Raw genomic sequence first — 15,594 nt, forward strand, 5'->3', positions numbered from 1 at the left:
GCGGCCGAGCGCAAGGCCTGGGCCAACATCCCGCCGAAGGCAACTCGCAAGGGCTCCTTCTCGTTCTCGCGCTGGGTTTACAGGCAACGGAACCTTGTCGAGCGTTTCTTCAACAAGATCAAACAGTTTCGATCTATCGCTACTCGCTACGACAAGCGCCCGGAAAACTATCTCGCAGCTGTCAAACTCGTCGCGGCAAGGATCTGGTGTCAGAGTTTATGAGTCGACGGCCTAGCGCAGCGCGCCGCGGTTCATTGCCGCCCATTGCAGCAGCGTGATCGTCTTCAAGTCGATGATCGCGCCGTGCTCGATCATGGCCATCGCCTTGTCGAGCGGCACCTCCAGAACCTCGATGTCCTCGTGTTCGTGAGCAAGGCCGCCGCCATCGGAGACGCGGTCAGCGGTGTCGATCGAGGCGGCAAAGAAATGCAGCAACTCCATGCTCGAGCCCGGCGAACTGTAGGCCTTGAAGAGAAAGCGGACGTCGCGGACGCGGAAACCGGTTTCCTCCTCGGCCTCGCGGCGGATCGCCGCTTCCGGGGCATCGCCATCCAATAGCCCCGCCGGGGCTTCGATGATCCAGGACGGCTCGCCGTGAAGGAAGACCGGGAGCCGGAACTGCCGCACGAGGACAACGGTGTCGCGCTTCGGATCATAGAGCAGGATCGTCGCGGCCGGCGTGCGATGGTAGACCTCGCGCTGCAGGCGATGTGTCTCGCCATCGGAATCCGTGTAGTCGATCTGGAAGCCGCTCAGGCGCGTCCAGCCGTTCGAGAGCGTCTTTTCGTCGACGATCTCGGCTTTCGCCTTGTCAAATTTCGTCATGCGACATCCTTGCGCAGCCAGACCTTGTTGTCGTGAACCGCCGCGCCGCCATAGGGCGCCACCGGATCGGCGCCGGTCAGGACGTTGATCCCTTCGCCGTCGACATGCGCCTTGTTCGACCAAAGGCCTTCGGCAATCAACACGCCGGGCTTGACCTCTTCGGTGACCCGCACATGGATCCTGAGGTCGCCACGGTCGTTTCCGATCCGCACGAGATCGCCATGGTCGATACCACCGGCAAGGGCGTCGGCCGGGTTCATCATCAGTTCCGGCCGCCCTTCCTTCTGGCGCGAGGTCTTCGTTTCAGCGAAGCTCGAATTCAGGAAATTGCGGGCCGGCGACGTTGCGAGGCGGAACGGATGCTCGGCATCGGCAAGCTCGATGACATCGACCTGATCCGGAAACGCCGGAAGCTGCTCGTGTGGTCCGAGAGCACCGACAGCGGCCGGCGGCTTGTTCGGCGCAGGGCCTTCGACCCAGTCCGGGCGGAAATGGAACTTACCGTCAGGATGCGCGAAACCTTTGAGAAAATGCGCGTCCTCGAACTCCGGCTGACGGTCGAACCATTTGTGTTCGAGGAAATGATCGTATCCCGGCAAATTGCTGTCCTGGAGAACACGGTCGATCATTTCGCGCGCGGTGAAGCCGAAGCCCGGACGATCTGCAACACCGAGGCGCTTGGCCAGTTCCTCGATCACGAACAGGTTCGTCCGCACCGTTTCCGGCGGTTCGACAAGCTTGGGGCCGAGCAGGATGTGGTTCTGGCCTCCGGCGCGATAGATGTCGTCATGCTCGACGAACATCGTTGCCGGGATGACGATATCGGCCATCTCGGCGGTATCCGTCATGAACTGCTCGTGCACCGCGACAAACAGGTCGTCGCGGGCAAAGCCGCGCTTCACCAACCGTTGTTCGGGGGCGATGTTTACCGGATTGGTGTTCTGGATCAGCATGGCCGTCACGGGACCGCGATGGCGGAGCGCTACGGCATCGCCGGTCAGCGCGCGACCGATCTGCGACTGATCGATCATGCGGATATCCGCGTCCTTCATCGACTTGCCGGTCAGTTCCGCATTGTTCATACGGAAGATATCGCTGTTGGAGTGGAAGGCACCGCCGCCTTCGTACTGCCAGGAGCCGAGCACCGTCGCGATCGAAGCTGCCGCATGCATGGCGACGGCGCCGTTGCGCTGGCGGGTGAAGCCGTAGCCGAGGCGGAAATAGCTCTTCTTCGTCGTGCCGACGAGGCGCGCGAAGGCCTCGATCTCGTCGACGGAAAGGCCGGTGATGGCGGCCGCCCATTCGGGCGTCTTCGTCTTGAGATGCCCTTCAAGGCCGGCGGGATCGTCGGCGTACTTCGCCATGTATTGACGATCGGCATAGCCATCGCGGAAGGCGATGTGCATGACGGCGCAGGCGAGCGCCGCATCCGTGCCCGGCTTGACGATCAGCGCCATGTCGGCCTGCTTCATCGTCGGATTGTCGTAGATGTCGACGACGACGATCTTGGCGCCGCGCTCCTTGCGGGACTTGATGGCATGGGTCATCACGTTGACCTGCGTCGACACCGCATTGGTGCCCCAGATCACCACGCAATCGGTGCGGCCCATCTCGTGCGGGTCGGGCCCGCGCAGCGTGCCGGTGGCCATGGTGAAGCCGGTCCAGGCCGGATTGGTGCAGATCGACGAGAAGAACCCGGAATAGCGCTTGGCGTGGCGCAGGCGCTCGATCGAGTCGCGCTGAACCCAGCCCATGGTACCGGCGTAGAAATAGGGCCAGATCGCTTCGCTGCCGTCCCTCGCTTCCGCCTTGACGAAGGCTTCGGCGATTTCATCGAGAGCTGCGTCCCAGGAAATCTGCTGCCACTGCCCTGCTCCCTTGGCGCCCGTTCGGCGCAGCGGATGCATCAGCCGGTCCGGATGATAGAGCCGCTCGGCGTAGCGCGCGACCTTCGCGCAGATGACGCCCGAGGTGTAGCTGTGATCGTTTGCGCCCCGTACACGGCCGATGCGGCCGTCGTCGCCGATCTCCACCTCCAGCGCGCAGGTGGAGGGACAGTCGTGCGGACAGGCGGTGTGACCGAGCCTGACATTCGACTTGGCGGATTTGGCGTGAATGGGGGTCGCAATGTTCATGGCTTTTCTATATTCGAACCGGAAACCAGCCAAAAGTCAGAAATGACGTTGATCAGGCGAATTCATCACGGGCATCAGCGAAAATGAACTACCGCCACATCTATCACGCGGGCAATTTTGCCGATGTGCTCAAGCACGCCGTTCTGGCGCGGCTGATCCGCTACATGCAGAAGAAGGATGCTGGCTTTCGCGTGCTCGATACGCATGGCGGCATCGGGCTCTATGACCTCTCCTCCGAGGAGGCGCAAAAGACCGGCGAATGGAGCGACGGCATCGGCAAGCTTCTGGACGCGGAACTTGCCCCGCAGGTCGCCGAGCTGCTGGAGCCCTACCTCACCGCCGTGCGTGAACTGAACCCGGAGGGCGGGATCCGCTTCTATCCCGGCTCCCCTAAGCTCGCGCGCATGCTGTTTCGCCCACAGGACAGGCTCTCCGCGATGGAACTGCACCCGGAGGATTTCGCGCGACTGCACCGGCTGTTCGAGGGTGACCATCATGTCCGGATTACCGAACTCAACGGTTGGCTTTCGCTCGGCGCGCACCTGCCGCCGAAAGAGAAGCGCGGCATCGTGCTGGTCGATCCGCCGTTCGAAGAGGATGGCGAATACGAGCGTCTGGTCGATGGCCTGGCGAAAGCCTATCGCCGCTTCCCCGGCGGTACCTACTGCCTGTGGTACCCGCTGAAGAAGGGCGCACCAATCAAGGAATTCCATGAGGCGCTACAGGACCTCGACATTCCGAAGATGCTCTGCGCGGAACTCAGCGTGCGTAGCGACCGCGGGATCACCGGCTTGACCGGCTCAGGGCTTGTTATCGTCAACCCGCCCTTCACGCTGAAGGACGAGTTGCACGCCTTGCTGCCCGCGCTCAAGGATCTCCTGGCGCAGGGTCGCTACGCTTCGCATCGCGCGTTTTGGCTGCGGGGCGAAGGCAAGATGGCAAAGGACGGTTGACCGACTCTTGCCGGCGCGAAATAGTCGCGCCGCAACATTACCATAGGGAAGAGCGACCATGAAGATCCTTTGCGCACCGACGTCTCCCTATTCCAGCAAGGTACGCATGGCCGCGCGCTACTTGGAACTGGATGCGATCGAGATCCGCGTGGATACGAACGCCGGGCCTGCCGTTCTCGTCGACAACAATCCACTCGGCAAAATCCCGACATTGTTGACCGACGACGGGCTGTCGATCTTCGACAGCGTCGCTATCATGCACTATTTCGACCGATTGAAGGGCAAGAAGCTTTACCCATCCAAGAGGGGTAGGCGGACGGAGGTCGAAATTCTCGAATCCCTGTGTGACGGCATCTGCGATTGCCTGCTCGCCATCGTCTACGAGCGGCGCTTCCGCGACGAGGAAAAGGTGCACCAACCCTGGATCGATCGACAGTGGAAGAAGGCTGTCTCCGGCTTGAACCATCTCAGCGTCCACCTGCCGAAAATAGGCAAGCGGCTGCACGGCGGGCACTTCGCGCTAGCAGCGACGTTGGGCTACCTGGACCTCCGTTTTCCGGGCCAGTGGGAGGCGGAGCACTCCGAACTCATCGGCTGGCGCCGGGAGTTTGAAAAGAAGTTTCCTGCCTACAGCCAACTGAAACCTCAGACCTGAGGCGTTCCCTTGTCAGTCTTCACGAAATCGATGAAGGCCCGCAGCGCCGTCGGGAGTTGTCGACGGCTAGGATAGTAGAGGAAGAAGCCCGGATAGAAGGGACACCAGTCCTCCAGCACGCGGATCAGCCTGCCTTCTGTGATCGCGGCTTGCGCCTGCTCTTCGAAAAGGTATCCGAGACCGCAGCCGCGCAGCACGGCATCATGGATAATGTCCTGGTCGCCCAATGTCAGCGGACCACCGACCTCGATCTCCAGTTCGATGCCGCCACGCTCGAACTCCCATCGATAGAGAGCGCCGCCGGAGAAACGATAGCGCACGCATTCGTGGTCGCGCAGATCGTGCGGTGTCACCGGCCTGGTTCTGCCTTCGAAGTAACTCGGCGCGGCGACGACCGCGAAGCGATGACGCGGGCCGATCGGCACCGCAATCATGTCGGCAGCGATGCTTTCGCCGAATCGAACGCCGGCATCGAAACCTGACGACACCATATCAACCAGTCCGTCATCGATGACGATCTCGACCTCGACGGAGGGATAAGCCTTCAAGAAACGGGCGACGATCGGCAGAAGCACGAGTTTCGTGGAGACGCGCGCCGCATTGATGCGGAGCTTCCCGTGCGGTTGGCCGCGAAAGCTATTGAGGTCGTCGAGGGCGGCATCAATGTCGAGGAAGGCCGGCCGGATCCGGTCGAACAATCGCTCGCCGGCCTCAGTCAGCGCCACGCCACGCGTTGTCCGGTTGACCAGACGCACCTCAAGTCGCTCTTCGATCGCCCGCAGCGCATGGCTTAAGGCGGAGGCCGTAACACCCAACTCGACCGATGCCCTCCGGAAGCTTCGGTGGTTGGCGATCGCCAGGAAGATCGCCAGATCGGTCGAGCGGACACGTTTCATTGATGAATTTTTCTCAGTAACCTATGAACAACAACGTAAATTCTCTCACCTATGCCAATACGCTACCTTCACTCCGTAAGCAAATCGCAGCGCAAAGGACAAAGGAGATCGTCATGCGTGTTTGGTTCATCACAGGGGCTTCGCGTGGTTTTGGTGCCCTCATCGCCCAGGAAGCTCTCAATGCAGGTGACGCCGTCGTCGCGACGGCGCGCAACCCGAAGGGGCTGGAAGAGAAGTTCGGCAATCATCCCAATCTGCTCGCCGTGTCGCTCGACGTGACCGACGAAGCTTCCGCGCACAAGGCAGCTGAAGCCGCCGTCAAGCGCTTCGGCCAGATCGACGTGCTGCTCAACAACGCCGGTTTCGGCCTGCTGGGTGCCGTGGAGGAGGCTACAACTGACGAGATCGAGAGGCTCTACGCCACAAACGTCTTCGGCTTGTTAAAGGTCACCCGTGCGGTCCTGCCACACATGCGTCGCCAGCGCTCGGGTCACGTTCTCAACATCTCGTCCATCGGCGGCTACGAGTCGCACGCCGGCTGGGGTATCTATTGCTCCACGAAGTTCGCGGTCGAAGGCATCACCGAGGCGCTCGCTGCAGAAGTGGCACCGCTCGGAATCAAGGCGACGGTCGTCGAGCCCGGCTTCTTCCGCACCGACTTCCTGGACGAGAGCTCACTCGCCGTCAGCCCGAGCTCGATTGCCGACTACCAGGAGACGCCTGTCGGCGCGATGCGCGAATTCGCTGCCGGCCATAACCACCAGCAGCCCGGCGACCCCGCTCGGCTTGCCAAGGCGATGGTCACTCTGGCGCATTCGGACAATCCTCCACTGCGTATGCCCTTCGGCAGCGACACCGTGGCGGTCATCGAAGCGAAGAATGCCCACGTCGCCAAGGAACTCGCTGCATGGCGCGAGCTTGCGGTCTCGACCGACTTCCCCAAATAGGCCGCGGCTAATCGCACAAACAAAAAGGCCGGGCTGGAGCCCGGCTTTTCTGTATTCGTTCGGCTTAGAACTTGACGCCGATACCGACCTTGACGCTGTGCTCGTCGTAGCCGCGCGAAATGTTTGCGCCGCCGACATGGAAATCGCTGTCGGCGTAATTGGTGTAGCGGTACTCGACACGCGCCGTGATGTTGTTGGTCACGAAGGTTTCGGCACCCGCACCAACCGTGTAGCCAAACGAGCTGTCGGTGTCAGAGCCGGCAGCATTGCTGAACTTGTTCTTGGTGGCGGCAAGACCAGCCGTACCATACAGCAGGAACGGGTTCAGATCGTAACCGACGCGACCGCGGATCGAGCCGTTGACTTCGTTCTTGCCTTCGCCGCCGCCAGCAGCGCCGTCAGCGCCGGAATAGCCGATGTCGGCTTCCGCACCGTAAACGATCTGGCCAGCCTGCCAGTTGTAACCGGAATAAATCTGACCGCCGAGAGCACGAGCGTTGTACTTGTCGCCAAAGCCGCCTAGGTTGTAGGTGCCGGCACCGCCGAGGTAAAAGCCCTGCCAGCTCGCCGCGGGAGCCGGCTCATTCTGTGCAACCGGAGCTTCCGGGATCTGATCAACGGCATCGGCTGCATATGCGGCGGAAAACCCACCAAGGGCAACGGTCGAAACCAACAGACTAGCAATAAACGTACGCATACTCTTCTCCTTTCAGCCCGCGTCCTTCGTCAACTATCCTACAGCGAAGCATTCGCGGGTTATTACAAATGTCCCTTGCGGTTCGGAAGGGAAATTGATGCCCAATTGAGGATTTGAAAGAGCCGAATTGTGATTTGATTGCGGCGTGCGGGTGGCTAAAATTCGATGTTGCTTTGCCGCAACAGAATATTTGTTAACCATAACGAATGGTTAAATCATGAATACTTATTTTAATGAATTATATTCTTCAATAGTACACCTAGTAGTTCCGACGACATCGCAATGAAAACGGCTATTTATCTCACCTTCTCCCACGCCTATATAAGCAGCGAACAGAGTTTCGCGGCGAAAAGGCATGATTTTGAACGGGAAAAGACTTCGCACAGCACTCGTGACCGGGGCGGCCAAAAGAATAGGCAGGGCAATCGTCGAGGATTTGGCTGCGGATGGCTTCGCAGTCGCGATTCATGCCAGCCGTTCGATTGAGGAGGCCGAGAATTTCGCGGCGGAATTGCGGCAAAGAGGCGCCAAGGCAGTCGCCGTTCGGGCTAACCTGCAGAAAATCGATGAGACCAGCGACCTGGTAAAAAAGGCGTCGGACGCGATCGGACCACTCGATCTACTTGTCAACAACGCCTCGGTTTTCCACGAGGATTCCGTCCGCCATATCAATGTCGAGGCATGGGACGAACATTTCGCCGTCCATGTCCGCGCGCCCTCGATTCTGTCGGCCGGCTTCGCCGCGCAACTGCCGGACGGGACGGACGGACTCGTCGTCAACATCATCGACCAGCGTGTCTGGGCGCTGCGGCCGAGCTTCTATTCCTATACGCTGTCGAAGTCCGCCTTGTGGACCGCGACGCAGACCATGGCGCAGGCGCTGGCGCCACGCATCCGCGTCAACGCCGTCGGCCCCGGCCCCTCGATGCCGAGTGAACGGCAGTCGCAAGAAGACTTCCAAGCGCAGGTTTCAGCGCTTATCCTCAAGCGAGGGCCGCAGCTTGAGGAATTCGGCAAAACGATTCGCTTCCTCTACGAAACGCCCTCGATCACCGGCCAGATGATTGCCCTCGACGGCGGCCAGCACCTCGCTTGGCAGACGCCCGATGTGGCGGAGATTACGGAATGAATTCAAGAAAGCTGCCGGATGGCGGCGTTCTTTACGACGAGACTGATGCAGACGACGATATCGAAGTGGAGAGCGACGCCTCCACGGCGGCGCCGGCGGCTGCAATCGATTGGAACGAAGGCGGGACCAACGAGACCGGCCTTGTTGGCGCGGATCTTATCGCGGAGTTCGTCAAGCGACTGCCGAACAGCCCCGGCGTCTACCGCATGTTCAACGAGGCCGGCGACGTTCTCTACGTCGGCAAGGCACGCAGCCTGAAGAAGCGCGTCGGCAACTACGCGGTTGGCCGGGTGCACTCCAACCGTATCGCGCAGATGGTGCGACTGACGGCGAACATGGAGTTCGTGACGACTCGCACGGAAACCGAAGCGCTGTTGCTGGAAGCGAATCTCATCAAGCGCTTGCGCCCGCGCTTTAATGTGCTGCTGCGCGACGACAAGTCGTTTCCCTATATCCTGATAAGCGGCGACCACCGCGCTCCTGCGATCCTCAAACATCGCGGCGCCCGCGCCCGCAAGGGCGACTATTTCGGCCCGTTCGCCTCAGCCGGTGCCGTCGGCCGGACGATCAACTCGCTGCAGCGCGCCTTCCTCATCCGTACCTGCACCGACAGCGTGTTCGAGACGCGCACCCGTCCCTGTCTGCTCTATCAGATCAAGCGCTGTTCCGGCCCCTGCACGCACGAGATCAGCGACGAGGGCTATGCCGAACTCGTCCAGGAGGCGAAGGACTTCCTTTCCGGCAAGAGCCAGAAGGTCAAGGAACACATCGCCGAGGCGATGAACCTCGCGGCCGAAGATCTCGATTTCGAGCGTGCTGCCGTCTATCGCGACCGCTTGGCCTCGCTCTCGCATGTGTCCAGTCACCAGGGCATCAATCCCGCGGGCGTGGAGGAGGCTGATGTCTTCGCAATCCACCACGAAGGCGGCATTTCCTGCATTCAGGTGTTCTTCTTCCGCACCGGACAGAACTGGGGCAACCGCGCCTACTTCCCAAAGGCCGACCCGCAGCTCTCGGCTGCCGAGGTGTTGAACGCCTTCCTCGCGCAGTTTTACGACGACAAGCCGGTGCCGAAGCAGATCCTGCTGTCGGAGACGGTCGAAGAACTGGAACTGCTCGCTGCCGCACTCGGCGAGAAGACCGGGCATAAGGTCTCCATCCTCGTGCCGCAGCGCGGCGAGAAGCGGGATCTGGTCGAGCATGTGATTGCCAATGCGCGCGAAGCGCATGGCCGGAAGCTTGCGGAAACGGCGTCGCAGTCGCGGCTGCTCGAAGGTTTCAAGGAGACCTTCAAGCTTGGCTATGTGCCGCAACGCGTCGAGATCTACGACAACTCGCACATCATGGGCACGAACGCGGTCGGCGGCATGGTGGTCGCAGGGCCGGAAGGCTTCGTGAAGAGCCAGTACCGGAAGTTCAACATCAAATCGACCGACATCACGCCGGGCGACGACTTCGGCATGATGCGCGAGGTGATGACCCGCCGCTTCTCCCGCCTACTCAAGGAAGAAGGTCTGCCCGACCGCAGCCAACCGGCATCGCCGACAGATGCGGCCGACATGCCCTTCCCCGCCTGGCCCGATGTGATCCTGATCGACGGCGGCCAGGGACAGATGACAGCCGTGCGTGGGATCCTCGAGGAATTGGGAATCACTGATAGCGTCATTGCCATTGGGGTTGCCAAGGGCGTCGACCGCGACGCCGGGCGCGAGCGTTTCTTCCCGCAAGGACGCGAGAGTTTCACCCTGCCGCCGCGCGATCCGGTCCTCTACTTTATCCAGCGCATGCGCGACGAAGCGCACCGCTTCGCCATCGGCTCGCATCGCGCCCGGCGCAAAAAGGAGATGGTCAAGAACCCACTCGACGAGATCGGCGGCATCGGGCCATCCCGCAAGCGCGCCTTGCTGCAGCATTTCGGAACCGCGAAGGCTGTCTCCCGTGCCGCGCTCTCCGACCTGATGGCGGTCGAAGGGATTTCGGAGACTGTCGCCAAGCAGGTTTACAATCATTTTCACGACGACGCCGCGAAATAGGTGGCGCCAGTCGCAAATTCCACGCAAAGGCAGCGGAAAAATAGAAAGAATGTTGACGCTTTACGGTCAAAGCCGTCATCTACGGGCACATCACTTCAGAGACATGTTTCATGGCATCGCGCGCATATAATATTCCGAACCTGCTGACATACGGCCGCATTCTGGCAGTGCCGCTGATCGTGCTGTGCTTTTTCCTCGAAGGAAAGCTGGCGATCAGCAACACGGCACGATGGGTGGCGCTGTGGATCTTCGTCATCGCGTCGCTCACCGACTTTCTCGACGGCTACCTCGCCCGGATCTGGAACCAGACGTCGAACATCGGCCGGATGCTTGACCCGATCGCCGACAAGCTGCTGGTCGCGTCCATTCTGCTGCTGGTCGCCGCTGACCAGACGATTGCCGGCTGGTCGATCTGGGCGGCGATCACCATTCTTTGCCGGGAGATTCTAGTCTCCGGTTTGCGCGAATATCTGGCCGCCTTGAAGGTCAGCGTGCCTGTCACCCGCATTGCCAAGTGGAAGACGACCGTACAACTCGTCGCGATTGCGTTCCTGCTTGCCGGCCCTGCAGGTGACGAGATCTTCCCTTACACGACGAAGACAGGCATCGCACTTCTCTGGATCGCGGCACTGCTGACAATCTACACCGGCTATGACTATTTCCGTGCCGGTCTGAAGCACATCGTGGATGACGAAGAATGACAAAGCTCGTCTATTTCGCCTGGGTGCGCGAACGGATCGGCAAGGCCGAAGAGGAAATGGTCCTGCCGTCTTCCGTCGTTACCGTTGCCGATCTTCTGAATCATTTGAAGACGATGGGCGAAGAATATGAGACCGCGCTTCAGTTTCCCGACGTGATCCGGGTCGCAATCGACCAGGAGCACGTCGAGCACGACGAGCCGATCGGAAATCCCAGGGAGATCGGCATTTTCCCGCCGATGACCGGAGGCTGACGTGACCAGCAAGGTCGAGCCGGATATTCGCGTCCAGCGCGAGGATTTCGACCTTCAAGCGGAAGTCGATCGGCTTGGCAGGCGAAACGGCGGCATCGGCGCGATCGTCACATTCTCGGGCTTGTGCCGTGACGAAGGCGGCAGGCTCGCGGCGCTCGAACTCGAGCATTATCCCGGTATGGCCGAGGCGGAAATGAGCCGGATTGGCAGCCTTGCGATCGAACGCTTCGGGCTTATGGGCCTGACGGCCATCCATCGCTACGGCAAGATCGCCGCGCGCGAGAATATCGTCCTTGTCATCGCCGCGGCGCCCCATCGCCAAGCCGCATTCGACGGCGCGAACTTCGTGATGGACTATCTGAAGACGGCCGCTCCCTTCTGGAAGAAGGAACACGGCAAGGATGGCTCCACCGGCGAATGGGTCACGGCCAAGGACGCGGATGACGCGGCCCGCGACAAGTGGAAATAGTCAGGGTATTACCCTCTCCCTCCTGCTGAGGACCAACAGGAGCACGAGCAGCGAGAACACCACAAGGTCACGCCAGAGATAGGGGCCGTAGGCGCTCCACATCGTTTCCGCTACACCGAGACCGGCTGCACCGCCAGCCGACTTCAAAGGGTCCGAATAACCTCCAACCGCGGCGACCATCAAAACCTTGAGGCCGAACATTAGGCCGGCGCCGAAATCCATCGTGCCGTAGTAGAAGGTGGCGAGGATGCCGCATACGGTAGCAATCAGGCCTGCCGCCGCATAAGCGACGAGGAAGACGCGGTCGGCGCTCGTCCCGCACAGTTCTGCCGCAAGAGGATCGTCGGTCACGGCGCGCCAGAGGCGCCCCCACGACGTGCCTCTCATGACGGCAACGCCGAGCGCGACCATGGCGCACATCAATCCGGTATTGATCAGCTGTATCTCGGTCAGCGTCACCTTGAACGCCCCGTCACTCCAGAAGACGACAACGCTGTTCAGGAACGGCGAAAGCCATATGCTCTTGGTGTCGGATGCGAACCTCGCCGTTTCCATCAGCACGATGGTAATGCCGAGGGCAGCGACGATCACCGTGTTCGATGACTGGCGCACTAGGGGCAGCATGATGGAGCGCCCAATCCAGACCGCCGCCAGCATAGAATAGACCGTCGAGAACAAGGCGCCCAGCACCAGTGCAGCCGGGAGGATCAGAAACAGCCTGTTGTAGCCGATGTCGGTGAAAAGCAGCAGAATCTGGCCCGAAAACGCGAAGATCGCCCCATAGGTAATATCGGCACGCTTGGTGACCCCGAAGGCAACGGCGTAGCCAAAGGCAAGCGCAGCATAGAGCGCAGCCAGCGGTACCGCGTTCGCCAATTGCTGAAGCAGATAGGCCATGAAAAACTCCTGATTGTCGAAATAATAACTAGCAAAACATATTTTACCAGTTATATTTTCATTATGAGCTTTACCTGGACCCCACACCGCTTTTCCGGAGGCGCATTGGCGCTGGATGTCGCCAACAGCGTTGTGCTTCGGCATGACGAGACGCGACGGATCGACCGTTTCGAAGCATCAGCCCAGCTGGAAGCCTTTCCGCAGGCTGCGGCCGAGTTCTGTGCGGAGCGGGCGCTCTTCGGTGAGATGGTTGGTCCGGCACCACAGAACAGGCGAAACTTCCTGGCGTTGCGCGAGGCGACGGACCGCTACTTCCGGGCCCGTGTTTCAGGCGAAGGCAATGACCGACTGCTTGCCGATCTTCTGGAGGCGCTGGCGCGCACCTTGCGTGGCGCCAACGAAGCAAACGGCCTCGACGCGGCAACCGCGCATTCGGTGTTGCGGCTGATCGCCATGCCGGATCCAGAGCGCATGAAGATCTGCCGCAATTGCGGCTGGCTCTTCATCGACCGCAGCAAGAACAGGAGCCGCGCCTGGTGCGACATGGCGGTGTGCGGCAATCGCGCCAAGGCGAGCCGCCACTATCGCCGGAGGAAAGAGGAGGAAGCGCCATGAAAGCGCTGTCGATGGCTGTTTTTATTGCAGCCGCCGTGCTGACGGGATGCCAGCGAGAGACCGACAAGCTGGTCGAGATCAGCGGTCGCGTCTTCGTTTTCAACTATCGGATCGCGGTTGCGACCTATGTCGTGACCTTGAACAAGAAGGCGCCGATTCCGGAAGGCACGGTCGCCATCGCGGAATTCGAAAACCCGGCGGGCGGCGACGTGCTGGTCACCAACGAGAAGGTCTATCCGTTCTGGGACAAGATCACGCTGCAAAGCCCCGCGCTTCATTGCGTCAAGAAGGATAAGCCCTACGCCGTGAACGTTCGCTTGGTCGATGCCAAGGGAGAGACCTTGCAGAGCCTGAAGACCGAGGTGATCTCCAGCCTCGACCAGTCGGTCATGCCGGGCAAGCCACTCGTTGTCGGGCCACTCTATACGAAGAACCCCGAGGTCTTCAAACCGGATGGCAGCGTGGACTACGACTCTGCCGCCACCTGCCCTTCAACGTAAAAAAGCCGGAGCAGAGCCCCGGCTTTCAGAGTCAATTCAATGGCTTCAGCGGTATCGCTGAGAGCCTGAATCAGCCGACGATTTCGGTGTCGGAGAACCAGTACTTGATTTCCTGTGCAGCGGTTTCCGGAGCGTCCGAGCCGTGAACCGAGTTCTCGCCGATCGACAGGGCGTGAACCTTGCGGATCGTGCCTTCGTCAGCGTTTGCCGGGTTGGTCGCACCCATGATTTCGCGGTTCTTCAGGATGGCGCCCTCGCCTTCCAGAACCTGAACGATGGTCGGGCCAGAGGTCATGCCTTCAACCAGTTCGCCGAAGAAGGGGCGTTCCTTGTGAACGGCGTAGAAGCCTTCGGCTTCGCGCTTGCTCATCCAGACGCGCTTGGAGGCGACGACGCGCAGGCCGGCATCCTCGAGCATCTTGGTGATAGCGCCCGTCAGGTTGCGCTTCGTTGCGTCCGGCTTGATCATCGAGAAAGTGCGTTCAATCGCCATGGGTCGAATTCCTTTATTTCGTGGGAAAAGTGGGCGGTGTTTACCCGCCTGATAGCCCGAAAACAAGTGGGCACAGGCAATTTCACGCGGCTGTCATGCAACGATTGCCTCACGTCGAGCGAAAGCCACTCCTCCGCCCGCGCGATAACGCTGCCGCTTCGATGAACATCAAACGTCCGCCAGGACAGTAAATGTCTGTTGGATACGCTCCATTAACCGCGTTTCACTGTTCAGCAGCGTAATTCAACTACAAACGACCGAGCTTAAGCTATTTTTAGCGCGCTAGTTGCATAGAGAAACCAAACGCCGATGCCAAAGTCGGAGCGAGGGGAACGTCATGCGAACTGCGCCAAACTCACAGGTACAACGAGAAGCAGCACAGCGCCCGGCCGCCGCCCCGACCGATCTTCAGCGGATCGCCCAGCATATGACCCGGCTTGCAATCGCCGGCCTGCCACGTAACTACGAACTCCTGCATGAGGCGATCATCGGCCAGAACGCCGCCCTCGCACAGGATATCGCCGCGCTCGGACCGAGCCCGCGGCAGGCCTCGCTCGATGAAATCGGCCTGAAGTATCGGCTCGTCAGCCATTGCGGTCTCGCAAGCGAGATTTCGCATGCCGAAACAAGCAGGATGCTGCGTGATGCGGCGGATAGACTTTCGGACAGCTTGCGCCAGAAGCAGGCCTTCCTGCGCGCGGCGGAGAGGACGCTTCAATCGATAGCGGGGAATGCCGACCAAAACCTTGGCGCGATCATGAGCGAGATGGAGTACCTGTCGACCTCTCTCTCCAACGTCCTGGCTTCCGAAAAGGATATCGAGGCCCGGCTGAAAAGCGACGTCGAACGCCTGGAGGCGATCGAGCTTGGTATCGCAGCGGCTCACTCAGCATCGGCAACGGACAAGCTGACCGGAATCCCCAACCGCATCGCCCTCAACAAAGCGATCGCCGATCTCTACGACCGGGAAGAAGGCGCCGCCGGCAGCGCCCTCATCATGGTCGACGTTGACGACTTCAAGGCATTCAACAGCCGCTACGGTACACAGGTTGGAACGCGAGTGCTGAAGAAGCTTGCTGATCTCTTCCGAAAGTCGATCAAGAAGAACGATCTTGTTGCACGGATCGATGGCGACGAATTTGCTTTCCTGTTTGCCAATGTCGGCATGCAGGAGGCTCTTGCGATTGCCGATCGCCTCCGAGCCTCGGTGGAAGACCACATGACGTTCGCGGCATCCGACAACACTGCCTCGGCCGGGCTTACAATTTCGCTCGGGATCGCCTTGAGCGCCGACGCAACGACGGCATCGCAGTTGCAGGCAAATGCACGCGTCGCGCTCCACGCCGCTCAGTCAAATCGCCGGCAGCCCGTGCAAGCCTTCGGTCGGTGAGCCACAGG

At 60.5% G+C, this 15,594-nt stretch carries 17 protein-coding genes and 1 pseudogene; 12 read left to right on the top strand and 6 right to left on the bottom strand.

All coding sequences use genetic code 11. The annotated features are described in order from the left end of the window. Positions 1-222 (top strand): annotated as a pseudogene (locus tag FHT76_RS09260) (IS5/IS1182 family transposase); the annotation flags it as partial. A 9-nt stretch (positions 223-231) separates the two neighbouring features. Here the strand turns inward: FHT76_RS09260 and FHT76_RS09265 are convergent. Next, positions 232-825 (bottom strand): NUDIX domain-containing protein, encoded by a 594-nt coding sequence (locus FHT76_RS09265; RefSeq protein ID WP_183859358.1) that lies wholly within the window; start codon positions 823-825, stop codon positions 232-234. Next, positions 822-2,960: a molybdopterin-dependent oxidoreductase gene (locus tag FHT76_RS09270; protein WP_183859360.1), complete on the bottom strand. Its 2,139-nt coding sequence runs from the start codon at positions 2,958-2,960 to the stop codon at positions 822-824. The genes FHT76_RS09265 and FHT76_RS09270 overlap by 4 nt, the downstream gene beginning before the upstream one ends. A gap of 83 nt (positions 2,961-3,043) precedes the next feature. Here FHT76_RS09270 and FHT76_RS09275 point away from each other — a divergent pair, with 83 nt between their 5' ends. Further along, positions 3,044-3,913, top strand: a complete 870-nt coding sequence (locus FHT76_RS09275; RefSeq protein WP_259185570.1) for a 23S rRNA (adenine(2030)-N(6))-methyltransferase RlmJ — start codon at positions 3,044-3,046, stop codon at positions 3,911-3,913. A 58-nt stretch (positions 3,914-3,971) separates the two neighbouring features. After that, positions 3,972-4,568, top strand: a complete 597-nt coding sequence (locus FHT76_RS09280; RefSeq protein WP_183859364.1) for a glutathione S-transferase — start codon at positions 3,972-3,974, stop codon at positions 4,566-4,568. Here the strand turns inward: FHT76_RS09280 and FHT76_RS09285 are convergent. After that, positions 4,559-5,464, bottom strand: coding sequence for a LysR family transcriptional regulator (locus tag FHT76_RS09285; RefSeq protein WP_183751521.1), 906 nt, complete (start codon positions 5,462-5,464; stop codon positions 4,559-4,561). The genes FHT76_RS09280 and FHT76_RS09285 overlap by 10 nt on opposite strands. A gap of 113 nt (positions 5,465-5,577) precedes the next feature. Here FHT76_RS09285 and FHT76_RS09290 point away from each other — a divergent pair, with 113 nt between their 5' ends. Beyond that, a complete protein-coding gene (locus FHT76_RS09290; protein ID WP_183859368.1) occupies positions 5,578-6,411 on the top strand; it encodes an oxidoreductase in 834 nt (277 codons plus the stop codon). A gap of 64 nt (positions 6,412-6,475) precedes the next feature. Here FHT76_RS09290 and FHT76_RS09295 read toward each other — a convergent pair whose 3' ends face one another. Then, entirely contained in the window at positions 6,476-7,108 is a 633-nt protein-coding gene (locus tag FHT76_RS09295) for an outer membrane protein (protein ID WP_183751523.1), read from the bottom strand. 361 nt (positions 7,109-7,469) lie between these two features. On the opposite strand from FHT76_RS09295, the gene FHT76_RS09300 reads away from it, so the two are divergent. The 5 genes from FHT76_RS09300 to FHT76_RS09320 all read left to right on the top strand — a co-directional run bounded on the left by FHT76_RS09300 (position 7,470) and on the right by FHT76_RS09320 (position 11,691). Next, entirely contained in the window at positions 7,470-8,237 is a 768-nt protein-coding gene (locus tag FHT76_RS09300; RefSeq protein WP_259185613.1) for an SDR family oxidoreductase, read from the top strand. Next, entirely contained in the window at positions 8,234-10,270 is a 2,037-nt protein-coding gene (uvrC, locus tag FHT76_RS09305) for an excinuclease ABC subunit UvrC (RefSeq protein WP_183859370.1), read from the top strand. The genes FHT76_RS09300 and uvrC overlap by 4 nt, the downstream gene beginning before the upstream one ends. Positions 10,271-10,380: 110 nt before the next feature. After that, positions 10,381-10,971: a CDP-diacylglycerol--glycerol-3-phosphate 3-phosphatidyltransferase gene (gene pgsA, locus FHT76_RS09310; protein ID WP_183751525.1), complete on the top strand. Its 591-nt coding sequence runs from the start codon at positions 10,381-10,383 to the stop codon at positions 10,969-10,971. Next, positions 10,968-11,222 carry a molybdopterin converting factor subunit 1 gene (gene moaD, locus FHT76_RS09315; RefSeq protein ID WP_183751526.1) on the top strand — a complete coding sequence of 85 codons (255 nt, stop codon included), beginning with the start codon at positions 10,968-10,970 and terminating at the stop codon, positions 11,220-11,222. The genes pgsA and moaD overlap by 4 nt, the downstream gene beginning before the upstream one ends. Before the next feature lies 1 nt (position 11,223). Beyond that, complete coding sequence (locus FHT76_RS09320) at positions 11,224-11,691, top strand: molybdenum cofactor biosynthesis protein MoaE (protein ID WP_183859372.1); 468 nt, start codon at positions 11,224-11,226, stop codon at positions 11,689-11,691. Here FHT76_RS09320 and FHT76_RS09325 read toward each other — a convergent pair whose 3' ends face one another. Further along, positions 11,692-12,588 (bottom strand): branched-chain amino acid ABC transporter permease, encoded by an 897-nt coding sequence (locus FHT76_RS09325; protein WP_183859374.1) that lies wholly within the window; start codon positions 12,586-12,588, stop codon positions 11,692-11,694. Between the two features lie 63 nt (positions 12,589-12,651). Here FHT76_RS09325 and FHT76_RS09330 point away from each other — a divergent pair, with 63 nt between their 5' ends. Together FHT76_RS09330 and FHT76_RS09335 are read left to right on the top strand one after the other, a co-directional pair. Next, entirely contained in the window at positions 12,652-13,203 is a 552-nt protein-coding gene (locus tag FHT76_RS09330; RefSeq protein ID WP_183751530.1) for a CGNR zinc finger domain-containing protein, read from the top strand. After that, a complete protein-coding gene (locus FHT76_RS09335; protein WP_183859376.1) occupies positions 13,200-13,703 on the top strand; it encodes a hypothetical protein in 504 nt (167 codons plus the stop codon). Before FHT76_RS09330 ends, FHT76_RS09335 begins: the two co-directional genes overlap by 4 nt. Positions 13,704-13,773: 70 nt before the next feature. On the opposite strand, the gene ndk is transcribed toward FHT76_RS09335, so the two are convergent. Next, positions 13,774-14,196 (bottom strand): nucleoside-diphosphate kinase, encoded by a 423-nt coding sequence (gene ndk, locus FHT76_RS09340; RefSeq protein WP_016553456.1) that lies wholly within the window; start codon positions 14,194-14,196, stop codon positions 13,774-13,776. 337 nt (positions 14,197-14,533) lie between these two features. Here ndk and FHT76_RS09345 point away from each other — a divergent pair, with 337 nt between their 5' ends. Further along, positions 14,534-15,586 carry a diguanylate cyclase gene (locus FHT76_RS09345; protein ID WP_183859378.1) on the top strand — a complete coding sequence of 351 codons (1,053 nt, stop codon included), beginning with the start codon at positions 14,534-14,536 and terminating at the stop codon, positions 15,584-15,586. Positions 15,587-15,594 lie beyond the last annotated feature (8 nt).

The sequence above is a fragment of the Rhizobium sp. BK176 genome (assembly GCF_024808055.1).